This is a genomic window from Pelodictyon luteolum, from assembly GCF_001622165.1.
Classification (GTDB): domain Bacteria; phylum Bacteroidota; class Chlorobiia; order Chlorobiales; family Chlorobiaceae; genus Chlorobium; species Chlorobium luteolum_B.
Genome location: NZ_LVWG01000007.1, coordinates 1 through 15567, shown reverse-complemented (window position 1 = coordinate 15567; position 15567 = coordinate 1). Strand labels below are relative to the sequence as shown.

The window sequence follows — 15567 nt, the reverse complement described above, 5'->3', positions numbered from 1 at the left end:
GCTTGAACGAAGTGCGTGGGTTTCCGTCGTTCTGATGCTTGTCGGGCTGTATGTCGTCAGAGACGGGAACATGTTCAGTTCCCTGGCCTGTACGGTCGCAATTCTGCTCTGGCGCATAGGGATTCCGTGGCGAGGGCTTGCCGCGGTCTCTCTGGCCTTTTGTGGATTCATGTTCGTGTATGGTCCCCCGTTGCTTATGCATATTCCGATTTATGCCAGTTACGTCGGAGCGTATCTCAGCCATTCCTGGCTGGATGCCAGTTCGGTTGCCGATTACCTTATCCGTATTGTCGGCAACTCTACAAACATTGCCATGAGAACCATATTTTTCAATGATCGAGGGGGACTCAACATTCTGGCACCTGTCGGTCTGGTTTCCGGGGTATCGATGCTTGCCGCATTTTGCTTCGCGGCTTGGTCGTTCATCCGGAATGATGAACGAAAGACGGCAGTTTTCGCCAGCCTGATGCTGCTGGTCGCCTTGGCGGTGCTTTCCGTCAATCCTCTGGTGCAGCCGCGTTACCTGATGCCCTATGCGGTTGCTTTCTTCATGCTGGTGCAGCGGCAGTATGGGCAGGAAGAGAAAAAAAACATCTGGGGCGCAGCCATTGCGTTGACGGTGTTGGGAATTGTCGGTTACGGCGTGTTGCCCATTCCACACCCTCCGGTGCCTATCGTTCATGAGTTCTGGCTGTATTGAGCATGTCGCTGAATAACAAAAAGAGGCTTCTCTATTTCCTGACGGAGGACTGGTTCTTCTGTTCCCATTTCATTGATCGGGCTCGTGCCGCTCAGGATGCGGGTTATGAGGTTGCTGTTGCTGCCCGAGAGGGGAAGGATGCCGATGTCATCCGTTCGTGCGGGTTCAGATATTTTCCTACTGGTTTGCAACGTCGGAGCACGAATCCATTCACGGAATTGTTGCTGCTTGTCCGTATATGGATGATATACCGACGTTTCCGACCCGATGTTGTGCATCAAGCGGGGGCCAAGCCCATCCTCTACGGGACACTGGTTGCTAAGTTTATGGGGATTACTCATATCCTGAATGCTCCTATCGGTATGGGGTATGTGTTCAGTGCCCAAGATCGTCGTGCGCGCATATTCCGCCCATTTCTCAAGGCAGCCTATCGACTCCTCGTGAATCCTTCCGGCAGTAAGGTGGTTTTTGAGAATGGGGACGATCTCGCAACTTTTGTTGAGTGGGGTGCCGTACGCCGTCACGATGCCATCCTTATCCGTGGAGCAGGTGTTGACCTTCAGCTATGTGAGGCTGAAAATATTGAAAAGCATAATGATGTTCCCATTGTTGTTCTGTCGGCGCGTATGCTTGAGGACAAAGGGGTGAGGGAGTTTGTTGCTGCCGCAAGAGTGCTTTTCGAGCGGGGCGTCAATGCCCGGTTTGTTCTGGTCGGGGGTCTAGACCCGTCTAATCCTACAGCCGTTCCTGAATCTACTCTCAATGAGTGGAACGGGACGTATGGGGTTGAATGGTGGGGTTGGCGCGGTGACGTTCCCGCCATCCTCCGCAAAGCTGATATTGCCTGTCTGCCGTCCTATCGGGAGGGCTTGCCCAAGTCACTGGTGGAGGGTGCAGCATGCGGCCTTCCAATAGTGACGACAGATACGGTCGGTTGCCGTGAGGTTGTCGAAGAAGGTAAAAACGGCTTTCTTGTTCCGGTCCGCAGTGTCGAACCCCTTGCCGATGCACTTGAAAAACTCATTGATGACAAAGCGTTGCGCAGGAAGATGGGACAGGAGAGTCGAAAAAAGGCTGTCAGAGAATTCGATACGAAAAAAATCGCAACAGAGACCTTGTTCGTATATGGCCAGTTTTTTTTGAATGGGAACAATTCCCGGCAGTCTTTGCAGGTCAGGAGCTCCCTGTTTCTGGGGCTCCTTCTGTTGCTTGAGGACTGGAAGATTATCCTTGGTGGCGTTTTGTTTGGCGCATTAGTCGCAATGTTGTGCTGGTGGTCTTTTGCTCTGCCTGACGGGGGTAAGGAATGGATGCCAGTGGTTTTTGTTATGCTGGGCGCATCGCTTGGAGCGCTTGGGAGTCTCATCTTGGTCATGGTCAATACATGGGTTGCCATGGTTGTTGATGGATCAGCTGCAGTTGTAGGTTCATCATGGCGGTATGATATCGTGAAGCGAACCGCGGACTCTATGCTTGCCGGAGCGCTCAGCATTCTCCTGCTCTTTCCCTTGGCAGTCATTGCAGTGCTGGTGCGATCGACCTCGTCCGGCCCCGCTCTCTACTGGAGCGATCGCATCGGAAGAAACGGCAGGATCTTCAGGATGCCGAAGTTCCGTTCGATGCGCACGGATACTCCGCCCATGGCGACGCACCTTATGACAGATCCAGACCGGTTTCTCACCCCGATCGGCCGGTTCCTTCGCAAGACGAGTCTTGACGAACTTCCGCAGCTCTGGTGCATCCTGAAGGGTGAAATGAGTTTTGTTGGTCCCCGCCCGGCGTTGTTCAATCAGGAAGATTTGATCGCGCTTCGCACGAAGCGTGGTGTTGATTCACTTGTCCCCGGGCTGACCGGTTGGGCGCAGGTCAACGGGCGTGATGAACTGCCAATTCCTCAAAAGGTGGCCTTGGACGAAGAATATCTTCACCGGCGTTCCTTCCGCTTCGATCTCGCCATAGTCTGGTTGACCATTGTAAATGTTTTGTCTCGCAAAGGGATCACCCATTAATGCCTAATCGTCTTACATCAAAGCTCGCCCGGAGCATGGCAGGCCTGGGACGGAACCGCAAGCAGGGGGCTATGATGCTCGTTGATGCAGTCCTGCTGACTTTTTCCGTATGGGGGGCCTATAGCCTTCGGTTCGGCATTTTGTTTGAACCCAATCTCGAACAGTGGTTGTTGATTCTGGCGGCTCCGGCTTTGAGTATTCCATTATTTATTCCGTTCGGACTCTACCGTTCTGTTGTGCGGTACATGGGAGAGCATGCATTGTGGGCCATTGTGAAGGCCGTTGGGTTTTCTTCCATCCTCTGGGCATTTCTTGCCTTTATGACCTCCATGACTGGTCAGGAAGGGGCTCCCCGTTCTGTTCCCATCATATACGCGCTTCTTGCCGTCATCCTAATCGGTACGTCGCGTTTTACAGCACGCTGGTTGCTCTGGTTGCCGGTGCGAAAGCAGTTTTCGGGCCGTCAGGTGCTCATTTACGGAGCAGGGGTGTCCGGGCGTCAGCTGGCTGCTGCTCTGCAGGGCGGACAGGATCTGTTCCCTGCTGGATTTATTGATGATGATCCGGATCTTTTCGGAAAGGATCTTGATGGATTGCGTGTGTACGGGGAATCTCAATTGGGGGACGTGATCGAGAAGTTCGATATCCATGATGTCATCGTGACGCTTTCTTCTTCATCGAGCCTCAAGCGCCAAGCCGTCGTACAGCTTCTCGAGCAGTATCCGGTGAAGGTTCGTATCCTTCCGGCTGTTGCCGAGATTGCCAACGGCAAACATCTGGTAAACATGGTACGGGAGGTCGATATCGGCGACCTGCTCGGCCGCGATCCTGTCGCTGCCGATCCCGCACTGCTTGGAAGGAACATTACCGGGAAGATTGTTCTGGTTACCGGTGCGGGCGGATCTATCGGTTCTGAGCTTTGCCGCCAGATTGCAGGGCTGCGGCCCCAGTTGCTGGTTCTTCTGGAAGCCAGTGAGCATGCGTTATATCAGATTGATAAATCACTGAGAGCTCTCTCTGTTTGTGATGTGGTGCCCTGCCTTGGTTCCGTTGAGGACCGCTCACTTGTCGAGAAGCTGTTGCTGAAGCATGGGGTCCAGACTATCTATCACGCAGCGGCCCACAAACATGTTCCGCTTGTCGAGTGCAATGTTGCAGAAGGAGTGCTGAACAATGTATTCGGCAGCAGAACGCTGGCCACCTCAGCATTGAAGCATGGGGTAGAGACCTTCGTGCTGATTTCTACGGACAAGGCCGTACGGCCAACGAATGTGATGGGGGCGACCAAGCGGTGGGCTGAACTTGTAATGCAGGAGTGTGCACAGAAGGCAATGGCCCTTGGGCTTGGCCAGCGTTTCTGCGCTGTAAGGTTCGGCAATGTGCTGGGCTCATCAGGCTCGGTAATTCCCCTTTTCAAAGAGCAGATTTCGCAGGGGGGGCCGGTAACGGTGACACATGAGGAGGTCACCAGATTCTTCATGTCCATTCATGAGGCTGTTGAACTGGTCATTCAGGCAGGGAGCATGGCCGAGGGCGGGGAGATTTTCCTGCTTGACATGGGAGAGCCGGTGAAAATCATCGACCTGGCGCGAAACATGATAAGCCTTGCCGGCCATGAGGTTCGCGATGCGGCCAATCCGGACGGCGACATCGATATCGTCGTGACCGGGTTGCGGCCGGGTGAAAAACTCTATGAGGAACTGCTGATCGCTGACGAGCATGCCGCGGAGACTGAGCATCCCAAGATTATGAAAGCCCTTGAACCCTCTCCTTCGGATTCAGTGCTTGAAGAACTGTTGGTGCGACTGCAGGAGTGTATTGACGGCGGAGACGAGTCGGCAGTGCGCGGTCTGCTTATGGATGTTGCCGGTTAGTTTTGGTTGTTCATTTCATTCACTGGTTCAAGTATAAACTCATGACGACGGTTTCTCTCGAAACCCCGACCTGGCGGCAGAAGCTCAGGAATATCAATTCCTGGCTGCTAGTCGCGTTCGGTTTCATTCTGCCCTTTTCCGTGGCAGCCGACGGCATTCTTGCCGGGCTCATTGCATTCCTTTCGCTGCTTGCCGGTGCCGAACGGGAGGGGTGGCGCCAGATTCGCCAGAATAAACTGGTTTGGGCGATACTCGGCTTTTATCTGCTGCATATAGTCGGCATGTTCTGGACCGAAGACCTTGCTTCCGGGTTCAAGCTTCTGCAGAAGGAATCCCTGCTTCTTTTTCTTCCGATCCTTATGCTTTCGGTCAAGCGGGAGCATCAGCGCTATTATGTTCTGTCGTTTCTGGCGGCCATGATTGTGCAGGTGGCTCTGTCCTATGCGATATGGTTCGGGGTGGTTCCTCCTTTCAATATTGCCACATTGCCGGATCCCGTGCCGTTCATGGGGCACATCACCTACAACCCGTTCCTCGCCATAGCCCTGTACATCCTGCTTTATTTTCTGGTTTTTGATCGGTCGGTTGGACGCGGGGCAAAGGTTCTCGCGCTACTTTTTTTCGTGGCTGGTTCCGTCAATATGTTCATTACGCAGGGGCGCGCCGGTCAGGTGGCCTATTTCGTGATGCTTGTGGTTGTGGTCTTTCAGTATTACCATCGCTATGCACTGAAGGCGGCACTGATTTCTGCTGTTGCCGTGACGGCAGTGTTCGGGTTGATGTACAAGACCAATGGGAGCTTTCAGGAACGGGTGGACGGCGTAGTCTGGGATCTGCAGCATTACGATACCCATAAGGGCAGTCCTGTCGGCGCAAGGATCACCTTTGCGGTGAATTCCTTCGATATCGTGCAGCGCCATCCATTGGCGGGAGTGGGGACTGGTGACTTCATCGCGGAGTATGCAAAGGTCGATGCCAGAACTACACAACTTGGCGCCACGACGAACCCTCATAACATGTATGTGCTGGAGGCGGTGCAGTTTGGCTTGCTCGGGATCCTTTCCCTGTTATCCATCCTCCTGGCCCAGTGGCATATGGCCTCCCGTTCAGGCGATCCATTTCAGAAGAGGTTCGGTGTAGTTCTGCCGATAATCTTCGCATTCATCATGCTGAGCGACACGTACCTTCGAGGCTTCTTTACGACGATGCTTTTCGTCTATCTCAGTGCGTTCACTTATCGGCTGTGGCCTGAAGAGGCGGAGGGGTAGTCAGGCTTTCTGCAGCAGGCTGATCAGGTTTTGCCCGTTTACGTACTGTTCTAGGATTCGAAAGCTCGCAGTAAAGCCGTACATGGCCCCCCAGCGCCGCTGGTCATCGAAATAGAGCGGGAAGGTTTCTTCGGTGAGGAAGTTAACATGCGTGGGATCCTGGAAGACCGGCGGGAAGGGATAGATCGGGGTGCAGGAAAAAAAGATTCCTTCCTGTTTGAGTACTCTCCAGATGTCGTTCATGAGTTCGATGAAGGGCAGCCTGCGTTCCGGCAGGTAGACTAGCCTAGGGACATGCTCCAGAAAATCATAGGCTGTTACGAAGTCGAAGGTGGCGTTGCCGAAGGGGATGGGCTCTATGGCCAGATCGGCTTTCCTGATTCCTTTCTCCGGGTTTTCAAAGACGTCGATGCCGAAGCGTTCGGCGGCGCCGAACGGGTTTCGTGGCTCGCTTCCGCAGCCTATGTCGAGTGTCGATGATGCTTCGGCCGTTAGCGTTTTTGCATCGTACTTACGATAGACCATGTTGAGATCCTTGATTTTCGGCAGGCCGATGCTGCTCCGCATGAGGTGCTTGGCTATCTTCCTTTTCAGTTCAAGGTAGGTACTCATAGGAGATCATTGTTGTGGGGCGTTGAACTGCAGGTCGTAGAGGTTTTTATAAGCACCGTTCATTGCGAGCAGTTCCGGGTGGGTACCTGATTCAACCACCCGGCCGCGCTCCATCACGATGATCCTGCTGGCGTTCTTGATGGTCGAGAGGCGGTGGGCGATGACGAGTGAGGAGCGGTGCTCCATGGCATGGTTGATGGCTTCCTGCACCACCTTCTCGGATTCATTGTCGAGGGCGCTCGTGGCTTCGTCGAAAATGAGGAGCTCAGGGTTCTTGACCATGGCGCGCGCAATCGCAAGGCGCTGGCGCTGTCCGCCGGAGAGCTGGATGCCACGATCTCCTATGAGGGTCCGGTATCCATCGGGCTTGTCCGTGATGAAGCCGTGGGCGTTGGCGAGCCGGGCAGCCTGTTCGATGCGCTCCCGGGTGACCTTTTCGTGCATGCCGTAGGCAATGTTATGCTCAATGGTGTCGTTGAAGAGAATCACTTCCTGGCTTACCACGCCGACCATCTTTCTCAGCTGCTTATAATCAAGATCACGGATGTCGGTGCCATCAATGGTGATGCGGCCGGAATCGACATCGTAGAAGCGCATGAGGAGGTCCGCCACGGTGGACTTGCCGGAACCGGACTGACCTATGAGGGCGACACTGTCGCCCTTTTTTATTTCAAAGCTGACGTTGTCGAGCACGTTGGGTGCATCAGCTTCCTCGCGGTATTTGAAGGATACGTTCTCGAAGCGGATAGCTTCCTGGAAGGTACTGATGGGTGTCTTTCCGTTGACGAGGGTCGGTTTGGTGTCGAGCACCTCAAAGATCCGTTCGGCCGATGCCCGGCCGATCTGCAGGGAGTTATGGGCGTTGCCGATCATTTTCAGGGGGCCCATGACGGAGTAAAGGGTGAAGGCGAAGACGAGCAGTTCATTGGCTGTCATGACACCGGCAAAGACCTGCAGCCCGCCGAACCAGAGTACCATGGCGATGGCGCCGATGAGGAGGGTTTCGTTGAGCGGCCCCGTCAGGTCGCGCAGCCGGAAAATGCGTATGGTTGTTTTGCGGAAATCGTCGGTGAATGCCCTGAAGCGACCGAGCTCCTCGTGCTCGAAGGCGGTTGCCTTTATGAGCTTGATGCCGTTGAACTTCTCCTGGAGGACGGAGTTCATGTCGCTGAGCCGCTCCTGCAGGGCCGCTGCATGGCCCTTGATGCCGTTTCCGATCAGGCTTATGAAAAAGAAGATGACGAGCGAGCTGCCGACGGCGAACAGGGTCAGTTTCCAGCTGAGGGCGAGCAGGACGGCCACATAGACGAATATCGAGAACGGGTTCTGCAGGAAATTGACGAGGGTGGTGCTGATGCTGCGGTCGACGTTTTCAACGTCGTTGTACACGTAGTTCATCAGGTTGCCGACCTTGTTGCGGTTGAAGTAGCCGAGCGGCATCTCGATGATGTTTGCGAAGATATCGTCGCGGAGTTTCTTGGCGGTCTTGCTCTGGATCCTGAAGATGAGGATCTGGTTCAGGTAGACGAAGAGGTTCTTGAGTGCGAAGGCTGAAATCAGAAAGAGGCAGATCTTCAGGAGCATGAGCTCTTTCGTTTCGGCCCTGAAGAGGCTTTGGTACCGGGTGAGTGCCCACTCCTTGAGTGCGCCGGTATCGCGCTTGAAGTCGAAGCTGTCGGGCGAGGTATGCAGTGCCGGTTCCGAAGGAGGCGTCCGGGGCTGGTTTGGCCTGAGTGCCAGATTATTGGGGGTGGCCTGCTTGCCGGTGGTCTCCAGCATGCTGATGCTCTCACTGGAGGTGAAGACGGCGTTCAGGAGCGGAAGGATCGAGTAGATCGAGATGACACTGAAGATGGACGTCATCATGCTGACTACGACGACGAGCACGACGTTTCCTTTGGAGGGGGCAAGGTATCGGAGGATTCTGAGCAGTACGGCCATGAAGGTTCCCGGGGTGGATTCATCGGTGCTGAAGCGCTAATATACTGTATAAATCGGAAAGAAGACTTCCTCCGATTGAGGCAATAGGCGGATGGCCACAAGTTTTGTACCTTTACCTCGAAGTTTTTTTCGAGCAGCAGTGAGAGTGCATGGTAGAGTTGACAAGCAAAAAGGATGATCGGTTACGCCGGTGGAGCAGGTCCGCCGAGACTCTGATCGCCTGGGCGGTGATGCTGCTCGGCGCACTGCTGCGCGCGGTGAGTCGCCCTGCGGCTATGCGGTTCGCCGATCTGGCAGGGGACGCCATCCATCATGTGGTCGGTCTGCGCAGGGACCTTGTCTACCGGAACCTCGCGCTGACTTTTCCCGAAAAGTCGCAGGAGGAGGTGCGCCGGATTGCTACGGGTGTATACCGCAACATCACAAGGACGTTCATCGATGTGCTCCGTTTTCCCCTCATCAGGGAGCAGGCCGACATTGACGCTCTTGTCGATATGGATGTGTCTTTATTCTGGCAGGGCACCGAGAACGGTCGGAAGGGCGCGGTGATGCTGTCAGCCCATTACGGCAACTGGGAGCTTATGGCCATGGCCTTCGGGATGAAGGCCATGCCTATGACTATTATCGTTAAAGAGCTCACCAACAAAGCACTTGATGAGGCCATGAACCGGTTCCGTACCCTCAACGGCAACAGCATCGTCTATCAAGGGGATGCGGTGCGCGAGGGTTTGCGTCTCTTGAACGAGGGTGGGGTGCTGGCCATCCTCGCCGACCAGTCAGATCCGGGAGCCAGCGCCTACGGGGATTTCCTCGGGCGCAGGGCGACCATGTTCCAGGGAGCGGCCGTTTTCGCGCTGCGAGCAAAGGTGCCGCTTTTCGTCGGCATGTGCCGACATGCCGAGAACGGGCACTACCGGGTGGATGTAAGGGAGATTGAAACTGCCGATCTGAAGTTCTGCAGGGAGGATATCGAGACCCTCACCATCCGCTATACCAACGTGCTGGAAGAGTACATCTACAGGTGGCCCGAAGAGTGGTTCTGGCTGCACAACCGCTGGAAAAACGCTTGAGGGAGAGGACAGCTATGCATATCTGCCTCGTCAATGACACCCGGCTTCCGACGAAGAAGTACGGAGGAACCGAGCGGCTGATTGCCTGGCTCATCGGGGAGTACCTGAAGCTTGGGCACAGGGTTTCCGTGGTGGCTCCGACCGGTACGGCTCTGCAGGGGGTGGAGTGCATTCCCGCCGATACCCACGAGGATGCATTGCAGGTCATTCCAAAGAGTGCCGATATCGTCCACTTCCACTCCTGGGGTCCGCCTCCCGATTTCGACCGCCCGTGGATTTATACTCTGCACGGTGTAGCCGAAGGAGCTGTCCTGCCTAAGAACACGGTCTGCATCAGCCGGAGCCACGCCCGTCAGCACAACGTCAAGGTCGTGGTGTACAACGGAGTCAACCCTGACGAGTTCCATTTCCGCGATCGGAAGCAGGACTACCTGCTTTTCTTCTCACTGATCCGCCGTAGGGCGAAGGGAGCCGAGCGAGCAATACGGCTGGCCCGCAGGTATGGGCACCGTACGATTTTTGCCGGCGGCACGCGTCTCGACCTCATCAAGGGCGGTGGGTTACTGGAGAGTTTCCATCCCGGGCTGAAGTTCGTAGGGAAGGTCGCCGGCGAAGAGAAGGCGGAACTGTTCTCCAACGCAAAAGCGCTGCTCTTTCCCATCAGCTGGGAGGAGCCGTTTGGCCTGGTTCTGGTAGAGTCGCTGCTGTCGGGTACGCCGGTCGTGGCAACACCGCGCGGAGCCGTGCCGGAGCTTGTGCCACCGGAAGTGGGCGCACTCTTCACTACTGACGAGGAGTTCCCCGACGCGCTTGAGCGGGCAATGGCCTGCAGGCCTCTTGATTGCCGCGAGTGGGCGATGGCCAATTTCTCCTCAGCGGTCTGTGCCGGCAATTACCTCACCCTCTACGAACGCTTGCTCGGCGGGGAGGACGTCTTTGGCTGAACATACCCCCAACAGCATCCTGATTGTCGTCCAGCGTTCCAACGGCGACGTTTTCCTCTCGGAGCCCCTGATCAGAGGGTTATTCGAGGCGTACGGCAGTCCCCGCATCGACCTGCTCATCAACGACGACACGCTGGCAATTGCACACACGCTGCCTCATATCGGGGAGATCCATACCTATTCGTATCGTCTGCGCGCTGAGGGGAAGAAAGGTCAGACCGCGGATCTCTATAGGAAGCTTTTCAGAAAATATGACCTCGCAATCAGTTTGACGGCTAGTGATCGTTCGGTGCTCTTTGCGCTCGCGGCGGGCCGGAGGGCAATCAGCGCGGTCGAGCCGGATCCCGCGAAGTCCTGGTGGAAGCGGGCGCTGCTTTCAGATCATTACCTGTTCAATACGGGTCGGCATATCCTCGAGAACAACACCGCAGCATTGGAGCTGCTGGGGATCGATTCCGGTTCGCTGGAGGTGCGGGCGCATCATTCTGCTGCCGCCTCTTCGAGTGTGGAGCGGATGCTTGCGGATCGGGGCATCGGTTCGTTCATCCTTTTCCATCCAGGGGCGCAGTACAGCTACAAGGTCTATCCCGAAGAGCTTCGCATTGAGCTCCTTGAGAAGCTAGACGGGCTTGGGGTCCCGATTGTGGTGACGGGCTCGAAAAGTGCGGTGGATATGGAGATCAAGCGTTCTCTACCGAAGCTCCGGAACCTGCACGATTTCATCGGGTGCACCAGCATGGACGAACTGATTGCACTGAGTGCCTGCTCAATGACGTATATTGGTGCTGATACATTGAACATGCACATAGCGGCCGCTCAGGATCGGCAGGTGTTTGCCATCTTCGGCCCTACACTGCCGGCCATGTGGTCTCCATGGTGCAACAGTCTGCACCGAGCCACCGGCGAAAGCATGCCGTTACAGACCTATGGCAACATTACCATGTTCCAGGCGGATATGGAGTGCGTGCCGTGTGGTAAGGCCGGGTGCGATGACCATCACGGCAAAAGCGACTGCCTCTTCCGTATTGAGCCCGAAACCATTTATCAGGAAGTTGCCTCTTGGCTGAAAAAATCACGGTAACCGTCCTTACGAAGGATTCGGAAGCGACCCTCAGGGAGTGTCTTGAAGCCTTGCGGGGGTTCGATGAGGTGGTCGTGCTCGACAGCGGCTCCGGTGATCGTACGCTCGAGATTGCCCGCAGCTTCCCGAACGTGGTGGTGCATGAGCACCCTTTCCTCGGCTTCGGGCCGATGAAGAACCTTGCAGTCGACAAGGCGTCGAACGACTGGATCCTTTCCGTCGACAGCGACGAGGTAGTGAGCTCCTTTCTTGCAGAAGAAATTCAGTCGATGCAGCTCGACGAGCATTGTGTCTACGCGGTCGGGCGCGACAACCAGTACCACGGGCGCCTCATCAATGGTTGCGGCTGGGACAACGACCGGGTGGAGCGCCTCTTCAACCGGAAGCGCCTTCGATTCAACGACAGGATGATTCATGAGGGTCTCGAAATCAACGATGCGACACGGATTGTGCGGCTGCGTGGCCGCCTTAAGCATTACGCATACGACAACGCTTCGCAGCTGATTGCCAAGCTGCAGCACTACTCGACCCTCTGGGCCGATGAACGGAAGGGAAAGAAGAGCGCATCGGCTTTACAGGCGTTCCTCTATGCGGCGTTCTCGTTTTTCAAGTACTACATCCTTAAGAGGGGGTGGCTATACGGATACGAGGGGCTCCTGATATCTGTCTCGAACGCCAACGGGGTCTTTTACAAGTACATCAAGCTCTACGAAGCGAACCGCCGATGAAGTGCAGTCTTGTCATCACAACATACAACTGGCCGGAGGCGCTTGAACTTTCGCTCATGAGTGCGATCCGGCAGTCGGAAGCGCCCGACGAGGTAATCGTAGCCGATGACGGGAGCCGGTCCGATACCGCCAGACTGGTCGAAGAGTACCGGCAGTCCTCCTCCATTCCTGTGCGGCATGTATGGCAGGATGACGAAGGGTACCGTCTTTCCGCATCGAGGAACCGGGCGGTGGCTGCTGCAAACGGGGACTATATCGTGATTGTCGATGGCGATATGGTGCTCCATCCCGACTTCATCGGCGACCACAAGCGGCTCGCGCAACAAGGAACGTTCATTCAGGGGTCGCGGGTGCTGCTGTTCGAAGAGAACACGAAACAGCGGTTTATGAGGAAGGAGACCGACATTTCACCCTTCGAGCAGGGGATCGGCAACCGCAAGAATGCAGTCCGCCTGCCGTGGCTTGCCGGAGTGCTGGCAATAAAAGGGAGTGCGTTGAAAGGAATCCGGGGATGCAACATCTCCTTTTTCAGGTCGGATTGCATACGAGTCAACGGGTTCAATGAGGATTTTGTAGGGTGGGGTCGCGAGGACAGCGAGTTTGTCGTAAGGCTGTTCAACAGCGGTGTGCTGCGGCGCAATGTGCGTTTCAGCGCCATCGCGGCGCACCTGTGGCATAAGGAGAACACCCGGCATGCATTGCCGGAGAACGATCGGCTCCTTGAGCGGGCCATTACCGAGAAACAGGTTCGCTGCCCGAACGGCATCGACAAGTATCTGGAGAAGCAGTGAGTATGAAAATCAGCGCCTTCACCTTCATAAGGAACGGAACCATCTATGGATTTCCCTTCGTGGAGTCGATCCGCTCGGTCCTCTCAATTGTCGACGAGTTTGTCGTGAACGTGGGGTACGGGGACGACGACACGCTCGAGAGGGTGCATTCGATAGGGGACCCGAAAATCCGCATCATCGAGTCAAGGTGGAACGACAAGATGCAGTCGGGCGGCTACGTCTACGGCCAGCAGAAGATGATTGCGCAGTTCAACACTTCTGGCGATTGGGCCTTTTACCTTGAGGGCGATGAAGTCGTGCATGAGGATGAACTGCAGAAGATAGTTGATGCCTGCCGCCGCCATCTCGATGACGACAGGGTGGAGGCACTGACGTTCGATTACCACCATTTCTACGGCAACGCCCGGAGCGTGCTCGATTCTCCCGGCTGGTACCGGCGCGAGGCTCGCATCATCAAAAACTCCGTGAAGAGCTGTGCGCCCGATGGGCTCTTCTGGCATGTGCTGGCAGATCGGGGGCGGGTGACCCGCTACCCGCGGGCCGCGCACAGCGGGGCGCATATCTACCACTACGGCTGGGTGCGGAGCGAGGAGGAGATGAACCGGAAGTCGGAGAATGTGCAGAAGTACTGGAGCAACAGCCATAAGCGCATCGACTACGGCGAAATCGACCAGCAGATTATCAGGCCGTTCACTGGCACTCATCCGGAGGTGATCAGGGAGTGGTTGGCGAAGGAGCAGGGACTGTTCCAAGCTAACCCCGACCACGTGCTGACGAAACGGGAGAAGAAGCACCGGTTCATGCTCAAGCTGGAGAGGGCGCTGGGGCTCGAGCTGAGCAAGAAACACTTTATTGCAGTGAAATGAAGAGCCGTTCCGCCATCCTCCTGCCGAACTGGATCGGGGATCTCCTGCTTGCCCTTTCCGTTGCCGAACGCCTACCGGCTCGGCGCCGGGCGGAAACAACCTTGCTCATTCCGAAGAAGATGGGCGGGCTGGTAGGGCTCCTTTCCGAGTTGCCGCAGATTGCATTTGATCGGGCAGACAGTGCAGAGCGCAGTCGGACGCTTGAGTCCGTGCAGTCTGCGGGGTTTTCCGCTATTTACCTATTACCCTATTCCTTCTCATCGGCGTGGTTCGCTTTCCAGGCGGGCATTCCTGTTCGATGGGGGCTTTCGCGTGAGATGCGCGGGTTGCTTTTGACCGAGCGGCTTCCGGGCAGGCTCCGCGACAAGTCGCAGCATATCACGCAGGAGTATGCCGAGATTCTTCAGGTACCGTACTGCGAACCCGAAGCATGGGGCGGGAAAGCGGTGCCAGCCGATGAACATTATCGCGGGGTGGTCGTCTACTGTCCCGGTGCAGCATACGGTCCGGCGAAACGCTGGCCCCATTTTGCTGAGCTGGCCCGGCTGCAGGCAGGTGAAAGGGTCGTGGTTCTGGGTACTGCTGCCGACAGCGATGAGGCCTACAAGGTTGCCGCAGCAGCGCCTGGCAGGGTGGAAGACCTGACCGGGAAGACATCCCTTGTGGAGGCGGCAGGCATCATGGCTGCGGCAAAAGCGGTGGTGTCGAACGATTCGGGGTTGATGCACCTCGCAGGGTACGTCGGTACGCCGCTCATAGGCCTGTTTGGTTCGACGAGCCCTGTCTGGACCCGTCCGCTCGGCAGCAGGAGCGTCATCATGCAGTCGACCGAGCCATGTGCGCCATGCTTCCAGCGGACCTGCCGGTACGGGCATTACCGGTGCCAGGAGAACCTCTTGCCATCGATGGTTGCCGAAGCGCTCGAAGAGATAGGAGGTAGTGGTTTATGAAACAAGGGGTACTGGTCACTGCGTTCAAGGAGCCGGCGTGGCTTGAACGGACGATACGCCAGCTTGGCGACGGGTTCAGTGTTTTTGTGCATGTTGACAGGAAATCGAAGCAGGAGGTCGTTGAGGCTTTTTTTGAACTTTCAAGGAAGTACAAAAACGTGAAGGTGTTCAGCCGGTACAGGGTGAACTGGGGTGGGAATAACCACCTGAAGGCGATTCTGCTGCTTGTCGAAGAGGCGTTGAAGGATGGAATGGAGTACTGTCACCTTATCACCGGCCAGGATTACCCCCTCATGAGCGGCGAAGCGCTCTTCGCTGAGGGGGCGAAACTTCTTAATTATATGGAGTTCGCACCGTTGCCGAATCCGGCATGGAAAGATGGCGGGTACGACCGGCTGCTCTACTATAACTTCTTTGACGTGTTCGATGGGCGGACCATGTTCAGGCGAAGAGTGATTCGATTGTTTGCAGCCATACAGAAGTTTCTGTTCATCAAACGGAACTTGCCGTCTGATGTCCGCTTCCATGGTGGTGGTACATACTGGTCTCTCACCGGGGAGTGCCTTGAGTATGCCATGCGGTATGCGGCGGAGCATCCCCGGTTCATGAAAGCGTTCGATCACTCGTTCTGCGCTGAGGAGATTTTCTTCCAGACAGTGCTCCTCAATTCTCCGTTCAAGGATGCCATAATTAACGATCCCCGACGCTTCATTGTCTGGGAGTACCGTTATGG

Annotated in this window: 14 protein-coding genes and 1 pseudogene; 13 read left to right on the top strand and 2 right to left on the bottom strand. The window is 55.9% G+C overall.

Features of this window, described 5'->3' with window-relative positions:
- Window positions 1–196 precede the first annotated feature (196 nt).
- The 5 genes and pseudogenes from A3K90_RS00655 to A3K90_RS00640 all read left to right on the top strand — a co-directional run bounded on the left by A3K90_RS00655 (window position 197) and on the right by A3K90_RS00640 (window position 5851).
- Window positions 197–700 carry a hypothetical protein gene (locus A3K90_RS00655; protein ID WP_303680687.1) on the top strand — a complete coding sequence of 168 codons (504 nt, stop codon included), beginning with the start codon at window positions 197–199 and terminating at the stop codon, window positions 698–700.
- Window positions 701–702: 2 nt separating this feature from the next.
- Window positions 703–1800, top strand: a pseudogene (locus tag A3K90_RS10260) (glycosyltransferase family 4 protein); the annotation flags it as partial.
- 348 nt (window positions 1801–2148) lie between these two features.
- Entirely contained in the window at window positions 2149–2709 is a 561-nt protein-coding gene (locus tag A3K90_RS10255; RefSeq protein WP_369690394.1) for a sugar transferase, read from the top strand.
- The gene (locus tag A3K90_RS00645; protein ID WP_303680685.1) at window positions 2709–4583 is read left to right on the top strand and encodes a nucleoside-diphosphate sugar epimerase/dehydratase; all 1875 of its coding nucleotides are present in this window, start codon (window positions 2709–2711) and stop codon (window positions 4581–4583) included. The genes A3K90_RS10255 and A3K90_RS00645 overlap by 1 nt, the downstream gene beginning before the upstream one ends.
- 41 nt (window positions 4584–4624) lie before the next feature.
- The gene (locus tag A3K90_RS00640) at window positions 4625–5851 is read left to right on the top strand and encodes an O-antigen ligase (RefSeq protein WP_303680684.1); all 1227 of its coding nucleotides are present in this window, start codon (window positions 4625–4627) and stop codon (window positions 5849–5851) included.
- On the opposite strand, the gene A3K90_RS00635 is transcribed toward A3K90_RS00640, so the two are convergent.
- Window positions 5852–6463 (bottom strand): methyltransferase domain-containing protein, encoded by a 612-nt coding sequence (locus A3K90_RS00635; RefSeq protein ID WP_303680683.1) that lies wholly within the window; start codon window positions 6461–6463, stop codon window positions 5852–5854.
- Between the two features lie 6 nt (window positions 6464–6469).
- Window positions 6470–8404, bottom strand: coding sequence for an ABC transporter ATP-binding protein (locus A3K90_RS00630; protein WP_303680682.1), 1935 nt, complete (start codon window positions 8402–8404; stop codon window positions 6470–6472).
- 149 nt (window positions 8405–8553) lie between these two features.
- Here A3K90_RS00630 and A3K90_RS00625 point away from each other — a divergent pair, with 149 nt between their 5' ends.
- The 8 genes from A3K90_RS00625 to A3K90_RS00590 form a co-directional block, all read left to right on the top strand.
- Window positions 8554–9474, top strand: coding sequence for a lysophospholipid acyltransferase family protein (locus A3K90_RS00625; RefSeq protein WP_303680681.1), 921 nt, complete (start codon window positions 8554–8556; stop codon window positions 9472–9474).
- Window positions 9475–9488: 14 nt separating this feature from the next.
- Window positions 9489–10418: a glycosyltransferase gene (locus A3K90_RS00620; protein WP_303680680.1), complete on the top strand. Its 930-nt coding sequence runs from the start codon at window positions 9489–9491 to the stop codon at window positions 10416–10418.
- Complete coding sequence (locus A3K90_RS00615) at window positions 10411–11499, top strand: glycosyltransferase family 9 protein (RefSeq protein WP_303680679.1); 1089 nt, start codon at window positions 10411–10413, stop codon at window positions 11497–11499. Before A3K90_RS00620 ends, A3K90_RS00615 begins: the two co-directional genes overlap by 8 nt.
- Window positions 11478–12227 carry a glycosyltransferase family 2 protein gene (locus A3K90_RS00610; protein WP_303680678.1) on the top strand — a complete coding sequence of 250 codons (750 nt, stop codon included), beginning with the start codon at window positions 11478–11480 and terminating at the stop codon, window positions 12225–12227. Before A3K90_RS00615 ends, A3K90_RS00610 begins: the two co-directional genes overlap by 22 nt.
- The gene (locus tag A3K90_RS00605) at window positions 12224–13018 is read left to right on the top strand and encodes a glycosyltransferase family 2 protein (RefSeq protein ID WP_303680677.1); all 795 of its coding nucleotides are present in this window, start codon (window positions 12224–12226) and stop codon (window positions 13016–13018) included. Before A3K90_RS00610 ends, A3K90_RS00605 begins: the two co-directional genes overlap by 4 nt.
- Before the next feature lie 2 nt (window positions 13019–13020).
- Window positions 13021–13884, top strand: a complete 864-nt coding sequence (locus A3K90_RS00600; protein WP_303680676.1) for a glycosyltransferase — start codon at window positions 13021–13023, stop codon at window positions 13882–13884.
- On the top strand, window positions 13881–14834 hold the full coding sequence (waaF, locus tag A3K90_RS00595; protein ID WP_303680675.1) for a lipopolysaccharide heptosyltransferase II: 954 nt from the start codon (window positions 13881–13883) through the stop codon (window positions 14832–14834). Before A3K90_RS00600 ends, waaF begins: the two co-directional genes overlap by 4 nt.
- Window positions 14831–15567, top strand: a 737-nt coding sequence (locus tag A3K90_RS00590) for a beta-1,6-N-acetylglucosaminyltransferase (protein ID WP_303680674.1), incomplete at its 3' end; no start/stop codon positions are given. The genes waaF and A3K90_RS00590, both read left to right, overlap by 4 nt.

Excerpts from the sequence above, each read along its gene's own strand:
- A3K90_RS00655 (WP_303680687.1), top strand. The coding sequence starts at position 197 with ATGCATATTCCGATTTATGCCAGTTACGTCGGAGCGTATCTCAGCCAT.
- A3K90_RS00645 (WP_303680685.1), top strand. The coding sequence starts at position 2,709 with ATGCCTAATCGTCTTACATCAAAGCTCGCCCGGAGCATGGCAGGCCTG.
- A3K90_RS00640 (WP_303680684.1), top strand. The coding sequence starts at position 4,625 with ATGACGACGGTTTCTCTCGAAACCCCGACCTGGCGGCAGAAGCTCAGG.
- A3K90_RS00635 (WP_303680683.1), bottom strand. The coding sequence starts at position 6,463 with ATGAGTACCTACCTTGAACTGAAAAGGAAGATAGCCAAGCACCTCATG.
- A3K90_RS00630 (WP_303680682.1), bottom strand. The coding sequence starts at position 8,404 with ATGGCCGTACTGCTCAGAATCCTCCGATACCTTGCCCCCTCCAAAGGA.
- A3K90_RS00625 (WP_303680681.1), top strand. The coding sequence starts at position 8,554 with ATGGTAGAGTTGACAAGCAAAAAGGATGATCGGTTACGCCGGTGGAGC.
- A3K90_RS00620 (WP_303680680.1), top strand. The coding sequence starts at position 9,489 with ATGCATATCTGCCTCGTCAATGACACCCGGCTTCCGACGAAGAAGTAC.
- A3K90_RS00605 (WP_303680677.1), top strand. The coding sequence starts at position 12,224 with ATGAAGTGCAGTCTTGTCATCACAACATACAACTGGCCGGAGGCGCTT.
- A3K90_RS00600 (WP_303680676.1), top strand. The coding sequence starts at position 13,021 with ATGAAAATCAGCGCCTTCACCTTCATAAGGAACGGAACCATCTATGGA.
- waaF (WP_303680675.1), top strand. The coding sequence starts at position 13,881 with ATGAAGAGCCGTTCCGCCATCCTCCTGCCGAACTGGATCGGGGATCTC.